The 25,573-nt window shown below is 70.8% G+C and carries 25 protein-coding genes; 1 reads left to right on the forward strand and 24 read right to left on the reverse strand.

Features of this window, described 5'->3' with window-relative positions; genetic code table 11:
- The 14 genes from QMK24_RS27975 to pyrR all read right to left on the reverse strand — a co-directional run.
- Positions 1–988 (reverse strand): primosomal protein N' family DNA-binding protein (locus QMK24_RS27975; protein WP_502989165.1); only part of this gene is annotated, 988 nt, incomplete at its 3' end.
- A gap of 94 nt (positions 989–1,082) precedes the next feature.
- A complete protein-coding gene (metK, locus tag QMK24_RS27980) occupies positions 1,083–2,291 on the reverse strand; it encodes a methionine adenosyltransferase (protein WP_283469578.1) in 1,209 nt (402 codons plus the stop codon).
- Positions 2,292–2,522: 231 nt separating this feature from the next.
- Positions 2,523–3,731, reverse strand: coding sequence for a bifunctional phosphopantothenoylcysteine decarboxylase/phosphopantothenate--cysteine ligase CoaBC (gene coaBC, locus QMK24_RS27985; RefSeq protein ID WP_283469579.1), 1,209 nt, complete (start codon positions 3,729–3,731; stop codon positions 2,523–2,525).
- Between the two features lie 98 nt (positions 3,732–3,829).
- Positions 3,830–4,099 (reverse strand): DNA-directed RNA polymerase subunit omega, encoded by a 270-nt coding sequence (rpoZ, locus tag QMK24_RS27990; protein WP_138352592.1) that lies wholly within the window; start codon positions 4,097–4,099, stop codon positions 3,830–3,832.
- 44 nt (positions 4,100–4,143) lie between these two features.
- Complete coding sequence (gene gmk, locus QMK24_RS27995) at positions 4,144–4,737, reverse strand: guanylate kinase (protein WP_283469580.1); 594 nt, start codon at positions 4,735–4,737, stop codon at positions 4,144–4,146.
- A gap of 38 nt (positions 4,738–4,775) precedes the next feature.
- Positions 4,776–5,099 carry an integration host factor gene (locus QMK24_RS28000; RefSeq protein WP_138352594.1) on the reverse strand — a complete coding sequence of 108 codons (324 nt, stop codon included), beginning with the start codon at positions 5,097–5,099 and terminating at the stop codon, positions 4,776–4,778.
- Between the two features lie 233 nt (positions 5,100–5,332).
- A complete protein-coding gene (gene pyrF, locus QMK24_RS28005) occupies positions 5,333–6,169 on the reverse strand; it encodes an orotidine-5'-phosphate decarboxylase (protein WP_283469581.1) in 837 nt (278 codons plus the stop codon).
- On the reverse strand, positions 6,166–7,290 hold the full coding sequence (locus QMK24_RS28010; protein WP_283469582.1) for a quinone-dependent dihydroorotate dehydrogenase: 1,125 nt from the start codon (positions 7,288–7,290) through the stop codon (positions 6,166–6,168). The genes pyrF and QMK24_RS28010 overlap by 4 nt, the downstream gene beginning before the upstream one ends.
- Before the next feature lie 78 nt (positions 7,291–7,368).
- Positions 7,369–10,680, reverse strand: coding sequence for a carbamoyl-phosphate synthase large subunit (gene carB, locus QMK24_RS28015; RefSeq protein WP_283469583.1), 3,312 nt, complete (start codon positions 10,678–10,680; stop codon positions 7,369–7,371).
- Positions 10,673–11,848: a glutamine-hydrolyzing carbamoyl-phosphate synthase small subunit gene (carA, locus tag QMK24_RS28020; protein ID WP_283469584.1), complete on the reverse strand. Its 1,176-nt coding sequence runs from the start codon at positions 11,846–11,848 to the stop codon at positions 10,673–10,675. The genes carB and carA overlap by 8 nt, the downstream gene beginning before the upstream one ends.
- On the reverse strand, positions 11,845–12,519 hold the full coding sequence (locus QMK24_RS28025; RefSeq protein WP_283469585.1) for a PH-like domain-containing protein: 675 nt from the start codon (positions 12,517–12,519) through the stop codon (positions 11,845–11,847). The genes carA and QMK24_RS28025 overlap by 4 nt, the downstream gene beginning before the upstream one ends.
- Positions 12,516–13,811: a dihydroorotase gene (locus tag QMK24_RS28030; protein WP_283469586.1), complete on the reverse strand. Its 1,296-nt coding sequence runs from the start codon at positions 13,809–13,811 to the stop codon at positions 12,516–12,518. The genes QMK24_RS28025 and QMK24_RS28030 overlap by 4 nt, the downstream gene beginning before the upstream one ends.
- A gap of 2 nt (positions 13,812–13,813) precedes the next feature.
- Positions 13,814–14,839 carry an aspartate carbamoyltransferase catalytic subunit gene (locus tag QMK24_RS28035; protein ID WP_283469587.1) on the reverse strand — a complete coding sequence of 342 codons (1,026 nt, stop codon included), beginning with the start codon at positions 14,837–14,839 and terminating at the stop codon, positions 13,814–13,816.
- 83 nt (positions 14,840–14,922) lie between these two features.
- Positions 14,923–15,495, reverse strand: a complete 573-nt coding sequence (gene pyrR, locus QMK24_RS28040) for a bifunctional pyr operon transcriptional regulator/uracil phosphoribosyltransferase PyrR (protein ID WP_283469588.1) — start codon at positions 15,493–15,495, stop codon at positions 14,923–14,925.
- Positions 15,496–15,732: 237 nt separating this feature from the next.
- On the opposite strand from pyrR, the gene bldD reads away from it, so the two are divergent.
- The gene (gene bldD / locus QMK24_RS28045) at positions 15,733–16,233 is read left to right on the forward strand and encodes a transcriptional regulator BldD (protein ID WP_138352602.1); all 501 of its coding nucleotides are present in this window, start codon (positions 15,733–15,735) and stop codon (positions 16,231–16,233) included.
- Between the two features lie 287 nt (positions 16,234–16,520).
- On the opposite strand, the gene nusB is transcribed toward bldD, so the two are convergent.
- The 10 genes from nusB to mltG all read right to left on the reverse strand — a co-directional run bounded on the left by nusB (position 16,521) and on the right by mltG (position 25,568).
- The gene (nusB, locus tag QMK24_RS28050; protein ID WP_283469589.1) at positions 16,521–16,946 is read right to left on the reverse strand and encodes a transcription antitermination factor NusB; all 426 of its coding nucleotides are present in this window, start codon (positions 16,944–16,946) and stop codon (positions 16,521–16,523) included.
- 1 nt (position 16,947) lies between these two features.
- Entirely contained in the window at positions 16,948–17,514 is a 567-nt protein-coding gene (gene efp, locus QMK24_RS28055) for an elongation factor P (RefSeq protein WP_283469590.1), read from the reverse strand.
- 53 nt (positions 17,515–17,567) lie between these two features.
- Positions 17,568–18,677: an aminopeptidase P family protein gene (locus QMK24_RS28060; protein ID WP_283469591.1), complete on the reverse strand. Its 1,110-nt coding sequence runs from the start codon at positions 18,675–18,677 to the stop codon at positions 17,568–17,570.
- 77 nt (positions 18,678–18,754) lie between these two features.
- Positions 18,755–19,597 (reverse strand): AAA family ATPase, encoded by an 843-nt coding sequence (locus QMK24_RS28065; RefSeq protein ID WP_502962521.1) that lies wholly within the window; start codon positions 19,595–19,597, stop codon positions 18,755–18,757.
- Positions 19,594–20,034, reverse strand: coding sequence for a type II 3-dehydroquinate dehydratase (gene aroQ, locus QMK24_RS28070; protein WP_283469593.1), 441 nt, complete (start codon positions 20,032–20,034; stop codon positions 19,594–19,596). The genes QMK24_RS28065 and aroQ overlap by 4 nt, the downstream gene beginning before the upstream one ends.
- The gene (gene aroB / locus QMK24_RS28075) at positions 20,031–21,122 is read right to left on the reverse strand and encodes a 3-dehydroquinate synthase (RefSeq protein ID WP_283469594.1); all 1,092 of its coding nucleotides are present in this window, start codon (positions 21,120–21,122) and stop codon (positions 20,031–20,033) included. Before aroB ends, aroQ begins: the two co-directional genes overlap by 4 nt.
- Positions 21,119–21,634, reverse strand: a complete 516-nt coding sequence (locus QMK24_RS28080; protein ID WP_283469595.1) for a shikimate kinase — start codon at positions 21,632–21,634, stop codon at positions 21,119–21,121. Before QMK24_RS28080 ends, aroB begins: the two co-directional genes overlap by 4 nt.
- Positions 21,631–22,815, reverse strand: a complete 1,185-nt coding sequence (gene aroC, locus QMK24_RS28085; RefSeq protein ID WP_283469596.1) for a chorismate synthase — start codon at positions 22,813–22,815, stop codon at positions 21,631–21,633. Before aroC ends, QMK24_RS28080 begins: the two co-directional genes overlap by 4 nt.
- A 150-nt stretch (positions 22,816–22,965) precedes the next feature.
- Positions 22,966–23,823, reverse strand: a complete 858-nt coding sequence (locus QMK24_RS28090; protein ID WP_283469597.1) for a shikimate dehydrogenase — start codon at positions 23,821–23,823, stop codon at positions 22,966–22,968.
- Between the two features lie 11 nt (positions 23,824–23,834).
- Positions 23,835–25,568, reverse strand: a complete 1,734-nt coding sequence (mltG, locus tag QMK24_RS28095; protein WP_283469598.1) for an endolytic transglycosylase MltG — start codon at positions 25,566–25,568, stop codon at positions 23,835–23,837.
- Positions 25,569–25,573 lie beyond the last annotated feature (5 nt).

The following is a 25,573-nucleotide window of genomic DNA, read 5'->3' on the forward strand; positions in this document are numbered from 1 at the left end:
GCACGTCACGGGCGTGCGGCATGGGGGCGTGCGGCTCGGCGTGGCTGGAGTCGCCGTCGTCCCACAGCGCGACCAGGCCGAGGTCCTGCACCGGGGCGAACATCGCGGCCCGGGTGCCGACGACGGCCCGGACCGCGCCCCGGCTGACGGCCAGCCAGCGCCGGTAGCGCGCCTCGGGGCCGGAATCCGCGGTGAGCAGCACATGGTGGCCCTCGCCGAGCAGCGCGGTCAGTGCCGCGTCCACGCGGGCGGCGGCCCGTCCGTCGGGCAGGACGGCCAGCGCCCCGCGGCCGGAGGCGAGAGTGGCGGCGATGGCGACGGCCAGCTCCGCCGGCCAGTGCGGACCGGGCAGCGCGGTCCATACGGCGCGCGGGGAGTCGCCGCGGCCGAGCGCGCGCAGCAGCGCGGGTCCGGTCGGATAGCGCGACCACGTGCCGGGCTCAGGCGGGGCGGGGGTGGCGGGCGGATCGGCGGACGGCTTCTTCTCGACGCGGCCGTGCCGGGCGGGTACGGCGAGCTGGATCACATCGGCGAGCGATCCCGCGTACCGGTCGGCGACCGCGCGGCAGAGCCGGAGCAGGGCCGGGCTGAGCACCGGCTCAGGGGACACCACCTGGGCGATCGCCGCGAGCGCGCCCGGGTAGTCGGATTCGGTGAGCCGGGCGACGATGAATCCGTCGATCAGCCCGCCGCCCTCACGGCGGCCGCTCACCACGTTGTGCGCCCCCGCGCCGAACCGGACCCGGACCCGGACCCCGGGCTGTGCGTCCGCGTCCATCGCGGCCGGCACCGCGTAGTCGAAGTACTTGTCGAGGTGCAGCACCCCTTTGTCGACCAGAACGCGCGCGACGGGCAGCCCCTCGGCGAGCTCGGCGCCGCGCCAGGTGCCGCGCTTGGCCTTCGGCTCCTTCGCCTTGCGCACGGATTCGCGGATGAGTGCCAGCTGCTCCCCCGCTGGTGGATTCGTCCGCTCGTCCTCGCTGCTCACAGCCCCAGTCCTACCAGAAGGGTCCGACAACGCGACGGCCCCGGACCGCTTGGTCCGGGGCCGTACACACGGTGCGGGTGTGCTTACCAGGTCGTTACACGCCGACGGCGGCGCGCAGCGCGTCGACGCGGTCCCTGCGCTCCCAGGTGAAGTCCGGCAGCTCACGGCCGAAGTGGCCGTAGGCGGCGGTCTGGGAGTAGATCGGGCGCAGCAGGTCCAGGTCGCGGATGATCGCGGCCGGACGGAGGTCGAAGACCTCGGCGATGGCCTGCTCGATCTTCTCGACGTCCACCGTCTCGGTGCCGAAGGTCTCCACGAACAGGCCCACCGGCTCGGCCTTGCCGATCGCGTAGGCGACCTGGACCTCGCAGCGCGAGGCGAGGCCCGCCGCCACGACGTTCTTGGCGACCCAGCGCATGGCGTACGCGGCGGAGCGGTCGACCTTGGACGGGTCCTTGCCCGAGAAGGCGCCGCCACCGTGGCGGGCCATGCCGCCGTAGGTGTCGATGATGATCTTGCGGCCGGTGAGGCCGGCGTCGCCCATCGGGCCGCCGATCTCGAAGCGCCCGGTCGGGTTCACCAGCAGCCGGTAGCCCTCGGTGTCCAGCTTGATGCCGTCCCCGACGAGCTCGTTGAGCACGTGCTCAACGACGAACTCGCGGATGTCGGGGGCGAGCAGCGACTCCAGGTCGATGTCGGACGCGTGCTGCGAGGAGACCACGACGGTGTCCAGGCGTACGGCCTTGTTCCCGTCGTACTCGATGGTGACCTGGGTCTTGCCGTCCGGGCGCAGGTACGGGATGGTCCCGTTCTTGCGGACCTCGGACAGCCGGCGGGCGAGCCGGTGTGCCAGGTGGATCGGCAGCGGCATCAGCTCGGGGGTCTCGTCGCAGGCGTAGCCGAACATCAGGCCCTGGTCGCCGGCGCCCTGCTTGTCGAGCTCGTCCTCGTCACCCTCGACCCGCTTCTCGTACGCGGTGTCCACGCCCTGGGCAATGTCCGGCGACTGCGCGCCGATGGACACCGAGACGCCGCACGAGGCGCCGTCGAAGCCCTTCTTCGAGGAGTCGTAGCCGATCTCGAGGACCTTGTTGCGCACCAGGGTCGCGATGTCCGCGTAGCCCTTGGTGGTGACCTCGCCGGCGACATGCACCTGGCCGGTGGTGATCAGCGTCTCGACCGCGACCCTGGAGGTCGGGTCCTCCCGGAGGAGGGCGTCGAGAATCGTGTCGCTGATCTGGTCAGCGATCTTGTCGGGATGTCCCTCGGTGACGGACTCCGAGGTAAACAGGCGGCGGGACACATTGCTCCCTGGGGTTGCAGCGGCTGCTGGCTGATCATGGGGTGGGACGCGCGGGGCTGCGCCCGGCGTTCCCTGGCTAGTTTATCGTTCGCTTCGGCCGGACGGACAAGCCATCTCGGTACTTGGATATGGCGTGACCTGCGACACCACTCTCAGTGATACGACGATCCACCCCGTTCCGGGGGCGGAATACGGCAGAAGTCCGGTTTTGATACTCCCGTAGGGACGATTTCACGTCAACCGGGCGACCGTGAGATCCCACAACTGATCGGCGAGAGCCTCTTTGGGACCGTACGGCACCGAGGTCTCGCTGCCGTCGGCGCCGAGCACCACGGCCTCGTTCTCCTCGGAGCCGAACGCCTTGTGATCCCCCACCTCATTGACGACGAGCAGGTCACAACCCTTGCGCGCCAGCTTGGCCCGGCCGTTCGCCAGTACATCGTCGGTTTCGGCGGCGAAGCCGACGACAAGCTGTCCGGCGGATGAACGTGTGCCGGCCAGTTCGGCGAGGATGTCGGGGTTCCGGACGAGTTCCAGCGGCGGCTGCTCGTGGCCGTCCCTCTTCTTGATCTTGCCTGCCGCGTAGTGCGCGGGCCGGAAATCCGCCACGGCTGCGGCCATGACGACCACATCGGCGTCCGCCGCCGCCTTCAGTACGGCCTCGCGCAGCTGCAGGGCCGTTCCGACGCGCACCACATCGGTCCCGGCCGGGTCGGCGAGGCCGGTGTTGGCGGCCACCAGCGTGACCCGGGCACCGCGGGCGACCGCCGTGCGGGCGAGGGCGTAGCCCTGCTTGCCCGACGAGCGGTTGCCCAGGTAGCGCACGGGATCCAGCGGCTCGCGGGTCCCGCCGGCGCTGATCACCACATGGCGCCCCGCGAGGTCGGTCGCCGACCCCAGCGGGCCCCGGGCGAGCACCCGTCGGCAGACCTCGAAGATCTCGCCGGGGTCGGGCAGCCGGCCCTTGCCGGTGTCGACGCCGGTGAGGCGGCCGACGGCGGGCTCGATCACGATCGCGCCCCTGCGGCGCAGCGTGGCCACGTTCTCCTGGGTGGCGGGGTGCTCCCACATCTCGGTGTGCATCGCGGGCGCGAAGACCACCGGACAGCGCGCGGTGAGCAGGGTGTTCGTGAGCAGGTCGTCGGCGAGGCCGTGCGCGGCCTTGGCGAGCAGGTCGGCGGTGGCCGGAGCGACCACCACGAGGTCGGCGTGCTGGCCGATCCTGACGTGCGGGACCTCCTCGACGCTGTCCCACACCCGGGTCGAGACGGGGTTGCCGGACAGTGCCGACCAGGTGGCCTCGCCCACGAAGTGCAGCGCCGACGCGGTGGGCACCACCCGTACGCCGTGTCCCGACTCGGTGAGCCGCCGCAGCAGCTCGCACGCCTTGTAGGCGGCGATCCCGCCGCTCACCCCCAGGACGACCTGTGGCTGGCCCATCGTCTCTCCCGCCGAGATGTGGATTCTCACGTCCATCACACACCACGGGCCCGGCAGCTGTGCTGCCGGGCCCGTGGTGACAAGGATTCGGGTTACTGCTAGCCGGCCGACTCAATGGCCTCGGAGGTCAGCAGTCCCGCGTTGATCTCGCGCAGCGCGATCGACAGCGGCTTCTCGTGGACGTGGGTGTCCACGAGGGGGCCGACGTACTCCAGCAGGCCTTCACCGAGCTGGGAGTAGTACGCGTTGATCTGGCGCGCGCGCTTGGCCGCGTAGATCACCAGGCTGTACTTCGAGTCAGTGGCCTCGAGCAGCTCGTCGATCGGCGGGTTGATGATGCCCTCGGGCGTGGTGATGGAAGAGGACATTCTCTACCTACCCCTACTTGCTTGTGGAAAAGAATGGAAGTGGATCATACAACTCTCACCAAGGCTAGCAGCTCGCGTGCTACATCCTCGACTGAGGTATTGACAAGAGTGATGTCGAACTCGGATTCGGCAGCCAGTTCGATCCGCGCCGCGGCCAGCCGCCGCTCGATCACCTCGGGCGATTCCGTGCCCCGTCCGGTGAGCCGGCGGACCAGCTCCTCCCAGCTTGGGGGGGCCAGGAAGACCAGCTGCGCCTCGGGCATCGACTGGCGGACCAGCCGGGCACCCTGCAGATCGATCTCCAGCAGCACGGGCTCACCCGCGTCGAGCCGGTCCAGTACCGCCTTGCGCGGGGTGCCGTAGCGGTTGCCCGCGAATTCGGCCCACTCCAGCAGTTCACCGTTGGCGACGAGCTTGTCGAACTCGTCGCTGTCCACGAAGAAGTAGTGAACTCCGTGCTGCTCGCCGGGCCGGGGCCTGCGAGTGGTGGCCGACACCGAGAGCCAGACTTCGGGGTGGACCTTGCGCATATGCGCGACGACCGTGCTCTTGCCGACTCCTGAGGGGCCGGAGAGCACGGTCAGCCGCGGACGTACGTCCGGGGGCACGGGGGACGTCCCCCGGGATGTTGCAGCCATGAAGCGATTATCCCGGTTCCCGGAGGTGCTGGGGACCGTCAGGCGGCGCCGCCGCCGAACTCACGCTCCAAAGATGCGATCTGGTTGGAGCCGAGACCCCGGACCCGGCGGCTTTCGGAGATGCCGAGCCGCTCCATGATCTGTTTGGCGCGGACCTTGCCCACGCCGGGCAGGGACTCAAGGAGAGCGGAGACCTTCATCTTGCCGATGACATCGTTCTCTCGGCCCGACTTGATGACCTCGTGCAGCGAAGCGCCGGAGTGCTTGAGCCGATTCTTGACCTCGGCGCGCTCCCGGCGAGCCGCGGCGGCCTTCTCGAGCGCGGCAGCGCGCTGTTCAGGGGTAAGGGGCGGAAGAGCCACGCCTACGTCACCTCGGATATCGAACTGTCGGATACGGACCGGTTGTGGAACCTCGTCGCCCTTCACCTGCAGGGCAACGAGCGATGCACTTGCGTGCTCGCTCTCGTCGGAGACTAGCGGTCACGGCGGCTCAAGTCAGCGAGAACAGACGAAAAGTCCTGGTCAGACTCGATCCGTTGGGATTTTTAGGACATATCGGCACCGGTTGACGCTTCTGCGGCCCCCTTCGGGGCTCAGCCCGCCACGGCGAGACCCACCTGGTCGGCGAATCGGGCCGCCGCGTCACGCAGCCCGGCGGCGTCCGGACCGTGCCGCAGCACGTCGCGGCTGACGCTCGGGAGGACGTTCCCGACCGCGGATCCGAAGAGCCCGGGAAGATCGGCGGGCGTCGCGCCCTGGGCACCGATGCCGGGGGCGAGCAGCGGCCCGTTGATGTCCAGGTCGACCCCGACCTCGCTGAGCGTGGCGCCGACCACCGCGCCGACGGACCCGAGCGGCCGGACACCCGCGTTCTCCCCGGCGATGTGGTCGAGCATCACCTGGGCGAGCGACTTGCCGTTCGCCGCCGTGGCCCGCTGGACCTCGGCGCCCTCCGGGTTGGAGGTCAGGGCGAGGACGAACACGCCGGCGCCGGAGATCCGCGCGGCGTCCAGCGCCGGGCGCAGCGAACCGAAGCCGAGGTACGGGCTGACGGTCACCGCGTCGGAGAACAGCGGCGAGTCCTTGTCGAGGAAGGTGGCCGCGTACGCCTCCATGGTGGAGCCGATGTCGCCGCGCTTGGCGTCCATCAGGACCAGCGCGCCGGCGGCGCGGGCGTTGGCGACGGCCTGTTCGAGGACGGCGATGCCCTTGGAGCCGAACCGCTCGAAGAAGGCGCTCTGCGGCTTGAGGACGGCGACCCGGTCGGCGAGCGCGTCGACGACGGTGCGGGTGAAGCGCTCCAGACCGGCGACGTCGTCGCTCAGGCCCCAGGAGTTGAGCAGCGCGGCGTGCGGGTCGATCCCGACGCAGAGCCGGCCTCGGGTGTCCATGGCGTGGCGCAGGCGTGCGCCGAAGGGCTCCTGGGTCATGAGGTCACCTTCCGGTGGTCGGCGCCGACGGCGTCGGCGAGGGTGGCGTACGGGCTCGCGGCCAGCCGCGCCGCGAGGCCCTTGTGGAGGGTGCGGCACCAGAACGGGCCCTCGTAGATGAAGGCGCTGTAGCCCTGGACCAGGGTGGCGCCGGCCAGGATGCGCTCCCAGACGTCGTCGGCGGTCTCGACGCCGCCGACCCCGACCAGGGTGATCCGGTCGCCGACACGGGCGTACAGCCGGCGCAGGACCCTCAGCGAGCGGGACTTGAGGGGGGCGCCGGACAGGCCGCCGGTCTCCTTGACCAGCGCCGGATCCGAGGTCAGCCCCAGACCGTCGCGGGCGATGGTGGTGTTGGTGGCGATGATGCCGTCCAGGCCCAGCTCGACGGCGAGATCTGCCACGGCGTCGATGTCGTCGTCGGCCAGGTCGGGGGCGATCTTGACCAGCAGCGGTACCCGGCGCGTGGTGACCGTGCGGTCGGCGGCCTCGCGCACCGCGGTGAGCAGCGGGCGCAGCTGGCCGACGGCCTGGAGGTCGCGCAGTCCCGGCGTGTTGGGTGATGAGACGTTGACGACGAGATAGTCGGCGTGGGCCGCGAGCCGCTCGGTGGAGGTCACGTAGTCGGCGATGGCCTCGTGCTCCGGGACCACCTTGGTCTTGCCGATATTGACGCCGACCGTAGTCGCGCTGTGCTTCTCGCCCAGAGCGGCCTTGCGGGCCGTGAGGCGGGCGGCGACGGCGGCGGAGCCCTCGTTGTTGAAGCCCATCCGGTTGATCAGCGCGCGGTCCCGCACGAGGCGGAAGAGCCGCTTCTTGGGGTTGCCGGACTGCGGCTGCGCGGTGACGGTGCCGATCTCGACATGGCCGAAGCCGAGCATCGTCATGCCGTCGATCGCCACGGCGTTCTTGTCGAAGCCGGCCGCCAGGCCGAAGGGGCCGTGCATGCGCAGGCCCAGCGCCTCGGTACGGAGCGCCGGGTGGCGGGGCGCGAGGACGGCGGCGACGAGCGTACGCAGGACCGGCACCCGGGCGGCGAACCGAATCCAGGCGAACGCCAGATGGTGCGCCTGCTCGGGGTCCAGGCGTTGGAAGATCAGCTTGAAGAACAGTGAGTACATGCGGAGCCTTCCACGGGATTCTGCGGGGACACGGTCGCGCGAAGAGGGGGACACCGGTTCGATGTCCCCCTCGTGGCGCTATCCCTCGCGGGCGGCGTTCAGACGTTCCGCGTGTTCTTGCAGCGATCTGACCCCGATGTCGCCGCGGGTGAGCGCGTCGATGCCCTGTACGGCGGCGGCGAGCGCCTGCACCGTGGTCAGGCACGGGACGCCGCGGGAGACCGCGGCGGTCCTGATGTCGTAGCCGTCGAGGCGGCCGCCGGTGCCGAACGGGGTGTTGACGATGAGGTCGATCTTGCCGTCGTGGATGAGCTGGACGACGGTCGGCTCACCGTCCGGCCCGGTGCCCTGGCTCTGCTTGCGGACGACGGTGGCGTGGATCCCGTTGCGGCGCAGCACCTCGGCGGTGCCGGAGGTGGCGAGCAGCTCGAACCCGTGGTCGGCGAGCGCGCGGGCCGGGAAGACCAGGTTGCGCTTGTCACGGTTGGCGACCGAGATGAACGCGGTGCCCTTGGTGGGCAGCGCGCCGTACGCGCCGGCCTGGGACTTGGCGTAGGCGGTGCCGAAGACCGAGTCGATGCCCATGACCTCGCCGGTGGAGCGCATCTCCGGGCCCAGCACGGTGTCGACGCCGCGGCCGTGGATGTCGCGGAAGCGGCTCCACGGCATGACGGCCTCCTTGACGGAGATCGGCGCGTCCAGCGGCAGGGTGCCGCCGTCGCCGGTCTTCGGGAGCATGCCCTCGGCACGCAGTTCGGCGACGGTGGCGCCGAGCGAGATCCGGGCGGCGGCCTTGGCCAGCGGTACCGCGGTCGCCTTCGAGGTGAAGGGGACGGTGCGCGAGGCGCGCGGGTTGGCCTCGAGGACGTAGAGGATGTCCCCGGCCAGCGCGAACTGGATGTTGATCAGCCCGCGCACGCCGACACCCTTGGCGATGGCCTCGGTGGAGGTCCGCAGCCGCTTGATGTCGTAGCCGCCGAGCGTCATCGGGGGCAGCGCGCAGGCGGAGTCGCCGGAGTGGATGCCGGCCTCCTCGATGTGCTCCATGACGCCGCCGAGGTACAGCTCGGTGCCGTCGTAGAGCGCGTCGACGTCGATCTCGATCGCGTCGTCCAGGAACCGGTCGACCAGGACCGGGCGGTCCGGGCTGATCTCGGTGGACTCGGCGATGTACGAGGAGAGCCGGGTCTCGTCGTAGACGATCTCCATGCCGCGGCCGCCGAGTACGTACGACGGGCGGACCAGGACCGGGTAGCCGATCTCGTCGGCGATGGCCTTGGCGCCGTCGAAGGTGGTGGCGGTGCCGTGCTTCGGTGCGGGCAGTCCGGCCTCGGCCAGCACCCGGCCGAAGGCGCCGCGGTCCTCGGCGAGGTGGATGGCCTCGGGCGAGGTGCCGACGATCGGCACGCCGTTGTCCTTGAGCGCCTGGGCCAGGCCCAGCGGGGTCTGGCCGCCGAGCTGGACGATGACGCCCGCGATCGGGCCGGCCAGCTCTTCCGCGTGCACGATCTCCAGGACGTCCTCCAGGGTGAGCGGCTCGAAGTAGAGCCGGTCGGAGGTGTCGTAGTCGGTGGAGACGGTCTCGGGGTTGCAGTTGACCATCACGGTCTCGTAGCCCGCGTCGCTGAGCGCGAAGGAGGCGTGGACGCAGGAGTAGTCGAACTCGATGCCCTGGCCGATGCGGTTGGGGCCCGAGCCGAGGATGATCACGGCGGGCTTCTCGCGCGGGGCGACCTCGGACTCCTCGTCGTAGGACGAGTAGAAGTACGGGGTGTTGGCGGCGAATTCGGCGGCGCAGGTGTCGACGGTCTTGTAGACCGGGCGCACCCCCAGCGCGTGCCGGACCTCGCGGACGACGTCCTCGCGCAGACCGCGGATCTCGCCGATCTGGACGTCGGAGAAACCGTGCCGCTTGGCGTCGGTGAGCAGCTCGGGGCCGAGCTTGTCGGCGGCCGCCAGGTCGTCGGCGGTCTCCTTGATGAGGAAGAGCTGGTCGGTGAACCAGGGATCGATCTTCGTGGCGTCGAAGATCTCCTCCGGGGTCGACCCGGCGCGGATCGCCTGCATGACGGTGTTGATGCGGCCGTCCGTCGGCACCGCCGCCTTGGCCAGCAGCGCGTCCTTGTCGCCGGGCTCGCCGGTGAAGGTGAACTGGCTGCCTTTCTTCTCCAGCGAGCGCAGCGCCTTCTGCAGCGCCTCGGTGAAGTTGCGGCCCATCGCCATGGCCTCGCCGACCGACTTCATGGTGGTGGTGAGGGTGGCGTCGGCGGCCGGGAACTTCTCGAAGGCGAAGCGCGGCACCTTGACGACGACGTAGTCGAGGGTCGGCTCGAAGGACGCCGGGGTCTTCTCGGTGATGTCGTTCGGGATCTCGTCGAGCGTGTAGCCGACGGCCAGCCGGGCGGCGATCTTGGCGATCGGGAAGCCGGTGGCCTTGGAGGCGAGCGCCGAGGAGCGCGAGACGCGCGGGTTCATCTCGATGACGATGACCCGGCCGTCCTCGGGGTTGATCGCGAACTGGATGTTGCAGCCGCCGGTTTCGACACCGACCTCGCGGATGATCGCGATGCCGACGTCCCGCAGGTTCTGGTACTCGCGGTCGGTCAGCGTCAGCGCCGGGGCGACGGTGATGGAGTCGCCGGTGTGGACGCCCATCGGGTCGAAGTTCTCGATGGAGCAGACGACCACGACGTTGTCGTGCTTGTCGCGCATCAGCTCGAGCTCGTACTCCTTCCAGCCGAGGATGGACTCCTCCAGGAGCACCTCGGTGGTCGGGGAGAGCGCCAGGCCCTGGCCGGCGATGCGGCGCAGCTCGTCCTCGTTGTGGGCGAAGCCGGAGCCGGCGCCGCCCATGGTGAAGGACGGGCGGACCACGACGGGGTAGCCGCCGAGGGTGTCGACGCCCGCCATGATCTCGTCCATCGTGTGGCAGATGACCGAGCGGGCGGACTCGCCGTGGCCGATCTTGGCGTTGACGGCCTCGACGACGCCCTTGAACAGCTGGCGGTCCTCGCCCTTGTTGATCGCCTCGACGTCGGCGCCGATCAGCTCGACGTTGTACTTGGCGAGTACGCCGTTGTCGTGCAGCGAGATCGCGGTGTTGAGCGCGGTCTGGCCGCCGAGGGTCGGCAGGAGCGCGTCGGGGCGCTCCTTCGCGATGATCTTCTCGACGTACTCCGGGGTGATCGGCTCGATGTAGGTGGCGTCGGCGATCTCGGGGTCGGTCATGATCGTGGCCGGATTGGAGTTCACGAGGATGACCCGCAGGCCCTCGGACTTCAGCACGCGGCACGCCTGGGTACCGGAGTAGTCGAACTCCGCTGCCTGGCCGATGACGATCGGGCCGGAGCCGATGACCAGGACGGACTGGATATCGGTGCGCTTAGGCACGCTGGCCCTCCATCAAATCTACGCTGTGCTGGTTGTTGTCTCGCATGAGGTCGACAAATCGGTCGAACAGGTACGCGGCGTCGTGCGGACCCGCTGCCGCCTCAGGGTGGTACTGGACGCTGAACGCGGGCCGGTCGAGCAGCCGGAGACCCTCGACCACGTTGTCGTTGAGGCAGACGTGGGAGACCTCGGCCCGACCATAGGGGGTGTCGGACACCGTGTCGAGCGGGGCGTCGACGGCGAAGCCGTGGTTGTGCGCGGTGACCTCGACCTTGCCGGTGGTGCGGTCCTGGACCGGCTGGTTGATGCCGCGGTGGCCGTACTTGAGCTTGTAGGTGCCGAACCCGAGCGCGCGGCCCAGGATCTGGTTGCCGAAGCAGATGCCGAACAGCGGCGTCCCGCGCTCCAGCACGCCCCGCATGACTGCGACCGGGTGGTCGGCGGTGGCCGGGTCGCCGGGGCCGTTGGAGAAGAACACTCCGTCGGGCCGTACCGCGTACACCTCGTCGATCGTCGCGGTGACGGGCAGCACATGGACCTCGATGCCGCGCTCGGCCATCCGCTGCGGCGTCATCGCCTTGATGCCCAGGTCGACGGCGGCGACGGTGAAGCGCTTGGTGCCGATCGCGGGGACGACGTACGCCTCCTTGGTCGCGACCTCGGCGGACAGGTCGGCGCCCTTCATCTGGGGCGCCTGGAGGACCTTGGCGAGCAGCTCGGAGTCGGCGCCGACCGCGTCGCCGGAGAAGATGCCGACGCGCATGGCGCCGCGCTCGCGCAGGTGGCGGGTGAGCGCGCGGGTGTCGATGCCGCTGATGCCGACGACGCCCTGGTTGACGAGTTCCTCGTCCAGGGTCCGCCGGGCACGCCAGTTGGAGGAGATCCGGGCGGGGTCGCGGACCACGTAACCGGCGACCCAGATACGGGCGGACTCCGGGTCCTCGTCGTTGACGCCGGTGTTGCCGATGTGCGGGGCGGTCATGACGACCACCTGGCGGTGGTAGGAGGGGTCGGTCAGCGTCTCCTGGTAACCGGACATGCCGGTGGAGAAGACGGCCTCGCCGAAGGTCTCCCCCACGGCCCCGTAGGCACGGCCGCGGAACACCCGGCCGTCCTCCAGGACGAGTACGGCGGGGATCCTGTCTGCCCGCTGGGCGGAGGACGTCATCGTGGGCCTTCCTGGTGAAGCCGGTCGGCGACGACACTGTCGCCGGGGTGCTGGTCGGGTACGGGGACGGCTGCCCCGGATGCTGGTGCCGCGGAGCCCGCCGGTGCCGGTGCCGCTGAGCTGGCAGCCGTGATGGCCTCGACCCAGGCGGTGTGCTCGGCCGCGTGCTCGGAGCGGAATCCCGAGTCGATGAGGGTGCCGCCGTGCTCCCAGGTGATCACCAGCAGGCCGCCCTCGGTGAGGACCTTGCCCGCGATGCCCTTGTCGAGCCGGGCGCCCCGCAGCGCGGCGGCCGGGACGAAGAAGTCCGGCGCCCCTTTCCGCTCCACCCGCAGGCCCTGGGCCGTCAGGGTGAGCTCGGCCATGCTGCGCACACCGAGGCCGTGGGCGACGATGCGGTCCAGCCACTGACCGGCGGTGGTGCTGCCGTGGTAGCGGCCCTTGAGGGTCAGCGGCGGCTCGCCGCCGTCCCCGGGGGCGTCCTCGGGTGCGGCGGGCAGCTCGGGCAGACCGCCCTGCAGGGTGCCACGCCACTTCCAGCCCTCGCGCATCAGCCAGTAGACGAGCGCGACGAGGAGCGCCAGGCCGACGATCCAGCCGATCCTGGACGACCAGTCGGTGACCTGCTGGGACTTCTGGTCCGCCGCCAGCAGGAGAGTCAGAGGTGTCACGCGAGCTTCCCGTCCACGACCGTCGCCTTGCCCCGCAGGAAGGTGGCGATCACCCGGCCCGGCAGCTCACGGCCCTCGTAGGGGGTGTTGCGGCTGCGGGAGGCGAAGCCCGCGGGATTCACCACTCCACGGTATGCGGGATCGACGAGGGTGAGGTTCGCGGGCTCGCCCGCGACGATCGGCCGTCCGTGTCCCGCGAGCCGGCCGATGACGGCTGGCCGCGCCGACATGCGGTCGGCGACGCCGGCCCAGTCCAGCAGGCCGGTGTCGACCATCGTGTGCTGGACGACGGACAGCGCGGTCTCCAGGCCCACCATGCCCATGGCGGCCGCGGCCCACTCGCAGTCCTTGTCCTCGTGCGGGTGCGGGGCGTGGTCGGTGGCGACGCAGTCGATGGTGCCGTCCGCCAGCGCCTCACGCAGCGCCATGACGTCGGCCTCGGTGCGCAGCGGCGGGTTGACCTTGTAGACCGGGTTGTACGAACGGACCAGCTCGTCGGTGAGCAGCAGGTGGTGCGGGGTGACCTCGGCGGTCACGTTCCAGCCCTTGGACTTGGCCCAGCGGACGATCTCGACCGAGCCGGCCGTGGACAGGTGGCAGATGTGGACCCGCGAGCCGACGTGGGCGGCGAGCAGCACGTCCCGGGCGATGATCGACTCCTCGGCGACGGCCGGCCAGCCGCGCAGGCCCAGTTCGCCGGAGACGATGCCCTCGTTCATCTGGGCGCCCTCGGTGAGGCGCGGCTCCTGGGCGTGCTGGGCGACGACGCCGTCGAAGGCCTTCACGTACTCCAGGGCCCGGCGCATGATCACCGCGTCGTCGACGCACTTGCCGTCGTCGGAGAAGACCCGGACGCGCGCGGCGGAGTCGGCCATCGCGCCCAGCTCGGCGAGCTGCTTGCCCTCCAGGCCCACGGTGACGGCGCCGACCGGCTGCACGTCGCAGTAGCCGGACTCCCGGCCGAGCCGCCAGACCTGCTCGACGACGCCGGCGGTGTCGGCGACAGGGAAGGTGTTGGCCATCGCGTGGACGGCGGTGTAACCGCCGATGGCGGCGGCGCGGGTGCCGGTCAGGACGGTCTCGGAGTCCTCACGGCCCGGCTCGCGCAGGTGGGTGTGGAGGTCGACGAGGCCGGGGAGCAGGATCCTGCCCTCCGCCTCGATGACGGTGGCACCGTCCGCTTCCAGCGCCGTTCCCACGGCGGCGATCGTGGCGCCGTCGATGAGCACATCCTGCGCCTCGCCGCCCAGCACCTTCGCACCGCGGATCAGAACCTTCTGGGGCTCACTCATGGTTAGTTGTTCTCCTTGGTGCGGGCGGTGGGGGCGGCGTTCGAGATGGCGGGTTCAGCGCCGCCCAGCAGCAGGTACAGCACGGCCATCCGGATGCTGACGCCGTTGGCGACCTGCTCCACCACGGTGCAGCGCTCGGAGTCGGCGACCTCGGCGGTGATCTCCATGCCGCGGTTCATCGGGCCGGGGTGCATGACGATGGCGTGTTCGGGCAGCGCGGCCATCCGGGTGCCGTCGAGGCCGTAACGGCGGGAGTACTCGCGCTCGGTGGGGAAGAACGCAGCGTTCATCCGCTCGCTCTGCACCCGCAGCATCATCACGGCGTCGGACTTGGCCAGCACCGTGTCCAGGTCGTAGGAGACCTCGCAGGGCCAGGTCTCGACGCCGATCGGCATCAGGGTGGGCGGGGCGACCAGGGTGACGTGGGCGCCGAGGGTGTTCAGCAGGTGGACGTTGGAGCGGGCGACCCGGCTGTGCAGGACGTCGCCGACGATCGTGATGCGGCGGCCCGCCAGGTCACGGCCGGTGCCGTCACCGGGGCCGCGGTGGAAGGTGGGGCCGCCGTCCTTGGCGCCCGCCAGGTGGCGGCGCATGGTGAAGGCGTCGAGCAGCGCCTGGGTGGGGTGCTCGTGAGTGCCGTCACCGGCGTTGACGACCGAGCCGCCGATCCAGCCGGAGGTGGCCAGCCGGTGCGGGGCGCCGGAGGAGCCGTGCCGGATGACGACGGCGTCGGCGCCCATTGCCTCCAGGGTCAGCGCGGTGTCCTTCAGGGACTCGCCCTTGGAGACCGAGGAGCCCTTGGCGGAGAAGTTGATGACATCGGCGGAGAGCCGCTTGGCGGCGGCCTCGAAGGAGATGCGGGTGCGGGTCGAGTCCTCGAAGAAGAGGTTGACGACGGTACGGCCGCGCAGGGTGGGCAGCTTCTTGATCGGCCGGTCGGCCACGCGGGCCATTTCCTCGGCGGTGTCGAGCACGAGGATGGCGTCGTCGCGGGTCAGGTCGGCGGCCGAGATCAGGTGGCGCTTCATCGGGTCACTCCGAAGGGGGTACTGGGGCGGCGGAGGGCATGCTCGTGAGGCCGGACGCCGTGGGGGTCCGGAACGTGCGTGCGCTATTCGTCCGCCGGGGAGCCCTCGCGCACGCCGAGGAGGACCGTGTCGCGGCCGTCCTCTTCGGTGAGGTGGACCTTGACGGTCTCGCGCAGCGAGGTGGGGATGTTCTTGCCGACGTAGTCGGCCCGGATCGGGAGTTCGCGGTGTCCGCGGTCGACCAGGACGGCGAGCTGCACGGCGCGGGGACGGCCGATGTCGTTCAGCGCGTCGAGGGCGGCGCGGATGGTGCGGCCCGAGAAGAGCACGTCGTCGACGAGGATCACGAGCCGGCCGTCGACACGGTCGCCGGGGATGTCGGTGCGGGCCAGCGCGCGGGCCGGGCCGAGCCGCAGATCGTCGCGGTACATGGTGATGTCGAGCGAACCGACCGGGACCTTGCGGCCGGTGATGTCGGCGAGCTTGTCGGCCAGCCTGCGGGCGAGAAAGACACCGCGGGTGGGAATGCCGAGGAGCACCACGTCGTCGGCGCCCTTGGCGCGTTCGACGATCTCGTGGGCGATGCGGGTCAGGACCCGGGCGATATCGGGTGCTTCCAGCACCGGGCGTGCGGATGTACTGCGGTCTTCAGCCATGAAGGGCTCTCCTTCCCCGCCTCACGGGACGGGTCTTAAAGGACGCCAGGGATACACCCACACGTTATCAGGCGCGCCGGTCGCGCGGTCGGGCGGGCGGTCGCAGGATAGGCACACCGGTACGAACCGGACTCTCCAGCCTCACGGGGGGACCGGTCCGGACCATTCGGCTTGACGAAGTCAAATTACGCTGCGTAACCTCACAGTGAGTCACCGAGATTCCGTCCGGGGAGCCTTATGTCCAGCGATTACGCCAAACAGCTCGGAGCCAAGCTCCGCGCCATCCGCACGCAGCAGGGTCTCTCCCTTCACGGCGTCGAGGAGAAGTCCCAGGGCCGCTGGAAGGCCGTCGTCGTCGGCTCGTACGAGCGTGGCGACCGCGCCGTGACCGTACAGCGCCTCGCCGAGCTGGCGGACTTCTACGGCGTTCCGGTCCAGGAGCTGCTGCCCGGCACCACGCCGGGCGGGGCCGCCGAGCCGCCGCCGAAGCTTGTCCTGGACCTGGAGCGTCTGTCCCAGGTCCCGCCGGACAAGGCCGGTCCGCTGCAGCGCTACGCCGCCACCATCCAGAGCCAGCGCGGCGACTACAACGGCAAGGTGCTGTCGATCCGCCAGGACGACCTGCGCACGCTGGCCGTGATCTACGACCAGTCGCCGTCGGTCCTCACCGAGCAGCTCATCGGCTGGGGCGTCCTCGACGCGGACGCGCGCCGCGCGGTCCAGCATGAGGACGGCTGACAGCCAACAGTGCAGAAACGTACCGCCCGGGGCGGTGTCCGCAGGGACACCGCCCCGGGCGGTTCTGTCTGCGCCCCGCCCCGGGCGCACCTCGGGCGGACCCCGGGCCGGGCTCCGTGCGGGGCCACACCCGCCCCCACTCACTCCTACGGCCCAGTCCGCGCCGGGAAGAGCAGTCCGCGCCGGGAAGATCCGGCCGGTGCCTTCAGGCAGCCGGAAACGCACCAGGCCCGCAGTAGAACGTTGTGTTCACGTTCTGCTGCGGGCCCTGGGCGGTGCGGGTGACGCTATCGCCGGAGGGTCGGCTTGAGGTCCTTCAGACGGGCCAGCAGCCCGTTGACGAAGGCGGGCGACTCATCGGTGGAGAACTCCTTGGCGAGCTGTACCGCCTCGTCCAGCACGACGGCGTCCGGGACGTCGTCCTCCCAGATCAGCTCGTACGTACCGAGTCGCAGGACGTTCCGGTCGACGACCGGCATCCGGTCCAGCGTCCAGCCGACCGAGTAGGTCGCTAGCAGCTCGTCGATACGGGGTGCGTTCTCCGCGTACCCCTCGACCAGCTGCATGGTGTACTCGGTGACCGGCGGCTGCCGGTCATCGGTCCGGGCGAGCCGGATCCAGTCCGCCATGGCGGTCTTCGGGTCGACACCCCGCTGATCCGCTTCGAAGAGGATCTGGAAGGCGCGCTTGCGGGCCTTGTTCCGAGCAGCCACGTTAGCTGTTCACCCGGCCGAGATAGTCACCCGAACGGGTGTCGACCTTGATCTTCTCACCGGTGGTGATGAAGAGCGGAACGCCGATCTCGTAGCCGGTCTCGAGGCGGGCCGGCTTGGAGCCACCGGTGGACCGGTCGCCCTGGACACCCGGCTCGGTGTACTCGATGACCAGCTCGACGGAGGCCGGGAGCTCGATGTACAGGGGAGCGCCCTCGTACATCGCCACCATGGCCTCGAAGCCCTCGAGCAGGTAGTTGGCCGCGTCGCCGACGACCTCGGGAGTGATGTACACCTGTTCGAAGGTGTCGCTGTCCATGAAGACGAAGTCGGTGCCGTCCTTGAAGGAGAACTGCATACCGCGCTTGTCGACGTTGGCCGTCTCGACCTTGATGCCGGCGTTGAAGGTCTTGTCGACGACCTTGCCGGACAGCACGTGCTTGAGCTTCGTGCGGACGAAGGCGGGGCCCTTGCCGGGCTTGACGTGCTGGAAATCGACAACGGTCCAGAGCTGGCCGCCGTCGAGCTTGAGCACGAGGCCGTTCTTGAGGTCGTTCGTGGATGCCACGGTTGCGGAATCTCCTGAAAGTGCTGCTTCGGAGACCGAGGGGGCGCGCCCTTTTACAGGGCGAGCAGCTCCTTGGTCGTAATGGTGAGTAGCTCGGGCCCGCCGTCCGTCGGGGGACGTACGACGAGCGTGTCGTCGATGCGGACACCGCCGCGGCCCGGAAGGTGGACCCCCGGTTCGACGGTGACCGGCACGCAAGCGTTCAGTTTACCCATGGCCGCAGGTGACAGCCGAGGGTCCTCGTCGATTTCGAGTCCAACACCGTGACCTGTCACCTCTCCGACGGCCTCCCCGTAGCCCGCGGCGGCCAGTACCCGGCGTGCCGCGTGGTCCACATCACGGCAGGCCACACCGGGTATGAGGGCCTCCCGGCCGGCCCGCTGGGCGGCGAATACCAGCTCGTAGAGCTCGATCTGCCAGTCGGCGGGAGAAGCCCCCACGACGAAGGTACGGCCGACCTCGCAGCGGTATCCGCGGTAGCAGGCGCCGAGCCGGACGGTGAGGAAATCGCCCTCCTCGACACGCCGGTCGGTGGGGGCGTGCCGGGCGGCACCCGAGTGCGGCCCGGTGCCGACACAGGTGGGGAAGGCCGGGCCCTCCGCGCCGTGATCGACCAGCCGGCGCTCCAGTTCCAGCGCCAGGTGCCGCTCGGTCCTGCCGACCAGGATCGACTCCAGCAGCTCGCCGAGCGCCTGGTCGGCGAGTTCCGCGGCGATGCGGAGCGAGGCGATCTCCTGCTCGTCCTTGACCACCCGCAGCTGTTCCACGGCCCCGCCGAGGTCGGACAGGACCAGGCCGGGCGCGACCGAGCCGATCGCCCGGTGCCGCGCGACCGTGAGGTGGTGCTCCTCGACCGCCAGGGTGCCGCCCCGCTGGTCGCGGACCAGCCCGGCGGCGGCCACCACCGGATCGCCGTCCGAGGTGGGCAGCACCACGGTCCGTACGTCCTCCGGCGGCCGGCCGCCGTCCAGGTCCCCGGCCGCCGGGCGGGGTCGGACCAGCGCGTCCTGCTCGCCGGGACCGACGAGCAGCACCGCACCGGACGGAGCGCAGCCGGTCAGATAGCGGACGTTGGCGGGGTGGGAGACCAGCGCCGCCGCCGTTCCGGCCGCCGCGCATCGGTCGCGCAGGCGTTCTCTGCGGGCAGCGTGCACGTCGGACATATCGCGAGCGTATGTGCGGGCCGCCCGGCGGGCCGCCCGAGCGCGTCCGACCGGGGAAACCCCCGGCACCCCGCGGATCACCAGACGGGCGGGCCCTGGACGCTGCGGGCCACGACCCGGTCCAGCGCCGCGGCCGCCGCGGCCACGTCGAGCTGGGAGTTGTCGATGATCGGCAGCCCCGATCCGTACCAGCCCGCCATCCGGCCGTGGATCCGGGCGACCTCCTCGTCGGACAGCCGCCGGTTGCCGCTGCGCGCGGCGTTCCGGGCGAGGACCACGTCCAGGCCCGGGAGCAGGACCACGGGCAGCAGGCCGGGGCCGACGTGGCGCTTCCAGCCGCCGAGGCCGACGACCGGCCGGTCGGGGAAGACCGCGTCGTCGATGATGCAGGAGATGCCGTTGGCCAGGAAGTTCCGGGCGGAGAAGCCACAGGTGCGGCGGGCCAGCCGGTACTGGGCCTCGGAGTGTTCGTTCCACCCGGCCTGCGGGTCCGCGAAACCGGAGCGGACCCATTCCCGGACGTCGTCGAGGCTGATGTGGGCGGTCGGGACGCCGCGGTTGTCGGCCCAGTGCCGGGCGATGGTGGTCTTGCCGGCTCCGGCCGCGCCGATCAGCAGGACGGCCACAGGACCGGACCCCGCACCCGGTAGCAAGGCGCCGCCGCCGGCCGCGGGCAGCTGGACCGGGCTGGCGGCCGGCATGGGGAAGTGGCCGGTGGTGCTGGCGGCCGGCAGAGCTCCCGGCCGGCCGGGCTGCGGTGCCCCCACAGCGTGCTGCATCCCGTCCCACTCCATCTCGTGCCGGAGGTCGTGCTTCCGTGACCGGCCTGGAACGGGCCGTTCGCACCGAACCGTACCGTCCCCGGTCGTACTTGTGTGAACGGCCGGGGGGCGGCGCGGGTGCCCGGAAGGAGATGTCAGCCGGTGATTTCCTCGGCCAGGGCGCGCAGGGCCAGCCGGTACGAGCCGATGCCGAAGCCGGCGACGGTACCGGTGGCGACGCCGGCGATGACCGAGGTGTGCCGGAACTCCTCACGGGTGTACGGGTTGGAGATGTGCACCTCGATCAGCGGCGCGGTGCGCTGGGCGGCGGCGTCGCGCATCGCGTACGAGTAGTGGGTGAACGCGCCCGGGTTGATGACGACCGGAATCCGTCCGTCGGCCGCCTCGTGCAGCCAGCCGATCAGCTCGGCCTCATCGTTGGTCTCGCGGACGTCGACCTCGAAGCCCAGCTCCTTGCCGAGGGCGGTGCAGGCCTCGACGAGCCCGGCGTAGGACGTCGCGCCGTACACATCGGGCTCCCGGGAGCCGAGCCGGCCGAGGTTCGGTCCGTTCAGCACCAGGACCGGGCGCGTCACTTGGAGACCTCGGCGTAGGCGGCCACCAGCACCGCCGGGTCCGGGCCCTCCAGGACGGTGGGCCTGGCGAGGCCGTCCAGGACGATGAAGCGCAGCACGTCACCGCGGGACTTCTTGTCGACCCGCATGGCGTCCAGCAGCTTGGGCCACTGGTCGCCGCGGTAGGCCAGCGGCAGTCCCACCGACTCCAGGACGGTGCGGTGCCGGTCGGCGGTCGCGTCGTCCAGCCGGCCGGCCAGCCGGCCCAGTTCCGCGGCGAAGACCATGCCGATGGACACCGCGGCTCCGTGCCGCCAGTTGTAGCGCTCGTTCTTCTCGATGGCGTGCGCGAGGGTGTGCCCGTAGTTGAGCATCTCGCGCGGGCCGGCCTCCTTGAGGTCGGCGGAGACCACATCGGCCTTGACCTGGATGGAGCGCACGATCAGTTCGGCGGTCCTGGCGCCCTGCGGCGTACGGGCCGCGGCCGGGTCCTCCTCGATCAGGTCGAGGATGACCGGGTCGGCGATGAAGCCGGCCTTGATGATCTCGGCGAGGCCGCTGATGTAGTCGTTGGGCGGCAGCGAGTCCAGCGCGGCGAGGTCGCACAGCACCCCGGTCGGCGGGTGGAACGCGCCGACCAGGTTCTTGCCCTCGGCGGTGTTGATGCCGGTCTTACCACCGACCGCCGCGTCCACCATGCCCAGCACGGTGGTGGGGACGGCGATCCAGCGCACTCCGCGCAGCCAGGTCGCCGCGACGAAGCCCGCGATGTCGGTGGTGGCTCCGCCGCCGACGCCGACGATCACATCGGTGCGGGTGAAGCCGGTCTGGCCCAGCGCCTTCCAGCAGTAGGCGGCGACCTCGACGGTCTTGGCCTCCTCCGCGTTGGGCAGCTGGATCGCGATGGCCTCGAAGCCCTGCTCGGCCAGGTCCGCACGGAGCGCCTCGCCGGTGGCGGCCAGCGCCTCGGGGTGGAGAATCGCGACTCGCTTGGCGGCCGGCCCGATCAGGGCGGGCAGCTCGGCCAGCAGCTGGCGTCCGACCAGCACTTCGTAGGGGTCCGTACCCGCGGTGCCGCTGATCGCGATACGGGTGGGGTTCTCGCTCATGCGTCCTTCAATTCCAGTGCGTCGAGGACCGCTTCGGCGGCGTCCTCGGGGGTGCGGGCGTCGGTGGAGACGACCGCGCGGGCGACCTCGGTGTACAGCGGGCGGCGCTTGTCCATCAGCTCGCGCCACTGCTGGCGCGGAGCGACGGCGAGCAGCGGACGCGGGGCGTCCAGGCCGACCCGCTTGACGGCGTCATTGACACCGACGTCCAGGAAGACCACGGGCCGGCCGCGCAGCAGACTGCGCGCGACCGGGGACATGATCGCTCCGCCGCCCAGCGACAGCACGCCGGTGTGCTCGGCGAGCGCGTCGGTGACCGCGGCCAGTTCGAGCTGCCGGAAGTGGTCCTCACCGTCGTTGATGAAGATCTCCGGGATCGGCTTGCCCGCCGTCCGCTCGACATCCGCGTCGGTGTCCCGGTAGGTGGTGCCCAGCCGCGCCGCGAGCAGCATGCCGATGGTGGTCTTGCCCGCACCGGGCGGGCCGACGAGGACGACCAGCGGGCCGGTCACCGGATCGCCAGGTTCTCGAGGTACCCCCGGACGTTCCGGCGGGTCTCGCCCACCGAGTCGCCGCCGAACTTCTCCGCGACCGCGTCGGCGAGCACCAGCGCGACCATCGCCTCCGCGACGATCCCGGCGGCCGGTACCGCGCACACGTCCGAGCGCTGGTGATGCGCCTGGGCGACCTCACCGGTGGTGACGTCGATGGTGGCCAGTGCCCTCGGCACCGTCGCGATGGGCTTCATCGCGGCGCGCACCCGCAGCAGCTCACCGGTGCTCATACCGCCCTCGGTACCGCCGGAGCGGCCGGTGGTGCGGCGGATGCCCCCGGGGGACGGCACGATCTCGTCGTGCGCCTGCGACCCCGGCACCCGGGCGAGACCGAAGCCGTCGCCGACCTCGACGCCCTTGATGGCCTGGATGCCCATCAGGGCGGCGGCCAGCCGCGCGTCGAGCCGCCGGTCCCAGTGGACGTGGCTGCCGAGTCCGACGGGGACGCCGTACGCCAGCACCTCGACGACTCCGCCCAGCGTGTCGCCGTCCTTGTGGGCCTGGTCGATCTCGGCCACCATCGCCTTGCTCGCGTCGGCGTCGAGGCAGCGCACCGGATCGGCGTCGAGCCTGGCCTCGTCGGCGGGAACGGGCACTACGCCGTACGGGGCCTTTGCCGCGGCCAGCTCGACCACATGGCTGACGATCTCGATGCCCGTCGTCTCCCTGAGGTAGGAGCGGGCGACGGCGCCCAGCGCGACGCGCGCGGCGGTCTCCCGGGCGCTGGCGCGCTCCAGGATCGGCCGGGCCTCGTCCAGCGCGTACTTCTGCATACCGGCGAGGTCGGCGTGGCCGGGGCGGGGACGGGTCAGCGGGGCGTTGCGCGCCAGGCCGGCCAGGATCTCCGGGTCGACGGGGTCGGCCGCCATGACCTGTTCCCACTTGGGCCACTCGGTGTTGCCGACCATGATCGCGACCGGGCTGCCCATGGTCAGACCGTGCCGTACACCGCCGAGGAAGGTGACCTCGTCCTGCTCGAACTTCATCCGGGCACCGCGGCCATAGCCCAGCCGCCGGCGCGACAGCGCGTCCGCCACCAGCCCGGTGGTGACGGGCACGCCGGAGGGCAGCCCCTCCAGCGTCGCGACGAGTGCGGGGCCGTGCGACTCCCCCGCGGTCAGCCAGCGCAACCTGCTCAACGGTGCTCCTCTTGCTCGCGCCTAGAACGTCCGACTTTCAACGGCGCGGCCGGGTGCGCGGCCCTGGCCCGCCACCACAGATCCTCCCACGGCCGGGGCGGGCGGCCCGCCTCCGGTCCACGGTGTGGACGGCGGCGGCGGGGCAGGTCGTTAGGCCGGGCGGACGCCTCCCAGCGCCGCCTCGCCCGCGGCGCGCATCGCCGCGAGCGGCGCCGGCGCCCGGCCGGTCATCCGCTCGACCTGGAGTACGGCCTGGTGCACCAGGAGGTCGAGACCTCCGACCACCTCGCCGCCGCGGGCCGACCAGGCGGCGGCGAGAGCGGTCGGCCACGGGTGGTACAGCACGTCGAAGAGCGCGCCCGGCCGCTCCGGCACGTACGCGGCCAGGCTGTCGGTGGCGCCCGCCGGAGTCGTGGCGATCACCAGCGGCGCCTCGAACGCCTTCGCCGCGTCGCCCCAGTCCTCGGTACGCACCCGCACTCCGAGCCGCTCTCCCCACTCCCGCATCTCGGCGGCGCGGGCGGCGCTGCGCACATACGCGGTGACCTCGCCCGTGCAGATCCGCGCGAGCGCCGCCAGCGCGGACGCGGCGGTCGCCCCGGCGCCGAGCACGACCGCGGACTCGACCGTCGTCACGCCGTGTTCGCGCAGCGCGGCGGCGATTCCGGGGATGTCGGTGTTGTCGCCGGTCAGCCGGCCGTCCTCGGTGAAGACCACTGTGTTCACGGCCTCGACCGAGGCCGCGTGGTCGCTGATCGCGTCCAGCAGCGGAATGACCGCACGCTTGAGCGGCATCGTCAGGGACAGCCCGGCCCACTCACCCGGCGACTCCCCCGCGCCGCCGGCCCGCAGCCCGGCCAGGAAACCCGGCAGGGCCGCCTCGTCCACCTCGAAGGGGTCGTAGCGCCAGCCGGTGAGACCGAGCGCGGCGTAGGCGGCCCGGTGCAGCACCGGTGAGAGCGAGTGGGAGATCGGCGAACCGAGGACACCCGCGCGATTGCGTTCCATGAGTGCGCGCACTACCCCTTGTACTGCTTCGCGAGCTTGTCGTGCTCCGCCCGCGTCTTGGTGAACTGGGTCGTCTTCCCGTCCAGCGAGATGAAGTAGTACCACTCACCCGGATCCGGGTCGGTCGCCGCCTTGAGCGCGTCGATGCCCGGGTTGCCGATCGGGCCGGGAGGCAGGCCCTTGTAGTAGTACGTGTTGTACGCGTCGTCGAGCTTCTTCAGGTCCGCGAGCTTCAGATTCGTGTTGTTCGTGTTCTTGATGTAGTTGTACGTCGAGTCGAACTGGAGGATCCCGAAGGTCTCCTTGTTCGTCGGCACCAGGCGGTTGTAGACGACCCGCGACATCTTGCGGAAGTCATCGGTGGTCTTGCCCTCGGCCTGCACCAGGCTGGCGACCGTGATCACTTCCAGCGGCGACTTGAGCCTCAGCTTCTTCGCCTCGGCCACCAGGTCGTAATCCGAGTACCGCCGGGTGGCCTCCGCGACCATCTGGCGCAGGACGTCCTCGGGCTTCATGCCCTTGCCCACGCTGTAGCGCGTCGGGAAGAGGAAGCCCTCCAGCGGGTCCTTGATCTTCTCGTTGGTGTTCGCCCAGGCGGGCAGGCCGAGCTTCGTGGCCTGCGCCTTGGCCACGCCGGCGGTCGTGCCCTCGGCGATGCCCAGCTTCTTGTCGATGATCGTGTAGATCTTCGCGTCGCGGGTGCCCTCGGGGATGATGATCGCGCTCTGCTTGGTCGGGTCGGTCATCATCGTGACCGCCGCCGCGGCCGACATCTCCTTGTACAGGAGGTAGACACCGGCCTGGATGCTCTTGCCCTTGGGGTCCTTGCCGGCCGCCGTGGTGAAGGCGTCGACGCTCTTGACCACGCCCGCGGTCTTGAGGATGTTGCCCATGTCCGTGAGCGTCGAGCCCTTGGGGATCTCGACCTGGACGTCGCCGGTGCCCTGTCCGGTGAAGTCGGGCGCCGCGCCGAAGTGGCTCTCGTAGAACTGGTACCCGAAGTAGCCGATGCCGCCGACACCGCCGCCGAGGACCAGTAGGACGACCAGGCAGGCGAAGCCGCTGCGGCGCTTCTTGCCCTCTTTCTTGCCGCCGCCGCGCTTGCGTCCGCCGCGGCCGGTGGGGGCGTCGTCGTCCGGCTCCGCGTCGTCCGGGTCGTCGGCGAAGAAGGCGTGGCTCTCGGGCTCGGCCTCGGCGTCCCAGTCACCGGTGCTGTCCGGGGCGGACCGCATCGGCTGCTGGGGCTGCTCCGGCGGCTGCCGGTACTGGGGCTGCTGCGGAGGCGGGTAGCCGCCCTGCCCGTAGAAGTCGGGCTGCTGGGCGCCATAGGGATCGGCCGGCGGCTGGCCGCCGTAGGGATCGCCGGGGTTCGTGCCGTACGGGGCGGAGGCTCCGCCCGCGGTGTCCCACCCGTTGTACTGCTGCTGCGGCTGCTGGGGCTGCGGCTGCTGGGGCTGTTGCGGGTATCCCTGCTGCGGATACTGCCCCTGCTGCGGGTGCTGCTGGGGGTACTGCTCCTGCTGCGGGTGCTGGTGCTGGTGCTGAGGGTGCTGCTGCTGTTGCGGGTGCTGCTGGGGGGCCTGCTGACCGTTGTACGGGTACTGCGGCTGCTGGCCGGTGGCATACGGGTCCCAGTCGTCCTGCTGCTGCGCCTGGTTCGGCTGCTGCTGGTACCCCTGGTCACCGAAGAGCGGGTCCTCGGGATGCCACGGTTCGGAGCCGGAGCCCCGGCCATAGTCAGTCATCGGTC

The organism is Streptomyces sp. PH10-H1, assembly GCF_030063355.1.
Classification (GTDB): Bacteria; Actinomycetota; Actinomycetes; order Streptomycetales; family Streptomycetaceae; genus Actinacidiphila.

Bases quoted from the DNA above. Each gene is read 5' to 3' on its own strand.
- rpoZ (WP_138352592.1), bottom strand. From the start codon at position 4,099: ATGTCCTCTTCCATCACCACGCCCGAGGGCATCATCAACCCGCCGATC.
- bldD (WP_138352602.1), top strand. From the start codon at position 15,733: ATGTCCAGCGATTACGCCAAACAGCTCGGAGCCAAGCTCCGCGCCATC.
- pyrR (WP_283469588.1), bottom strand. From the start codon at position 15,495: ATGGCTGAAGACCGCAGTACATCCGCACGCCCGGTGCTGGAAGCACCC.
- QMK24_RS28035 (WP_283469587.1), bottom strand. From the start codon at position 14,839: ATGAAGCGCCACCTGATCTCGGCCGCCGACCTGACCCGCGACGACGCC.
- QMK24_RS28010 (WP_283469582.1), bottom strand. From the start codon at position 7,290: ATGTACTCACTGTTCTTCAAGCTGATCTTCCAACGCCTGGACCCCGAG.
- gmk (WP_283469580.1), bottom strand. From the start codon at position 4,737: ATGGCTGCAACATCCCGGGGGACGTCCCCCGTGCCCCCGGACGTACGT.
- carA (WP_283469584.1), bottom strand. From the start codon at position 11,848: ATGACGTCCTCCGCCCAGCGGGCAGACAGGATCCCCGCCGTACTCGTC.
- aroB (WP_283469594.1), bottom strand. From the start codon at position 21,122: ATGAGCGAGAACCCCACCCGTATCGCGATCAGCGGCACCGCGGGTACG.
- coaBC (WP_283469579.1), bottom strand. From the start codon at position 3,731: ATGGGCCAGCCACAGGTCGTCCTGGGGGTGAGCGGCGGGATCGCCGCC.
- mltG (WP_283469598.1), bottom strand. From the start codon at position 25,568: ATGACTGACTATGGCCGGGGCTCCGGCTCCGAACCGTGGCATCCCGAG.
- QMK24_RS28090 (WP_283469597.1), bottom strand. From the start codon at position 23,823: ATGGAACGCAATCGCGCGGGTGTCCTCGGTTCGCCGATCTCCCACTCG.
- pyrF (WP_283469581.1), bottom strand. From the start codon at position 6,169: ATGACCCAGGAGCCCTTCGGCGCACGCCTGCGCCACGCCATGGACACC.
- QMK24_RS28060 (WP_283469591.1), bottom strand. From the start codon at position 18,677: ATGTCCGACGTGCACGCTGCCCGCAGAGAACGCCTGCGCGACCGATGC.
- QMK24_RS28030 (WP_283469586.1), bottom strand. From the start codon at position 13,811: ATGAGTGAGCCCCAGAAGGTTCTGATCCGCGGTGCGAAGGTGCTGGGC.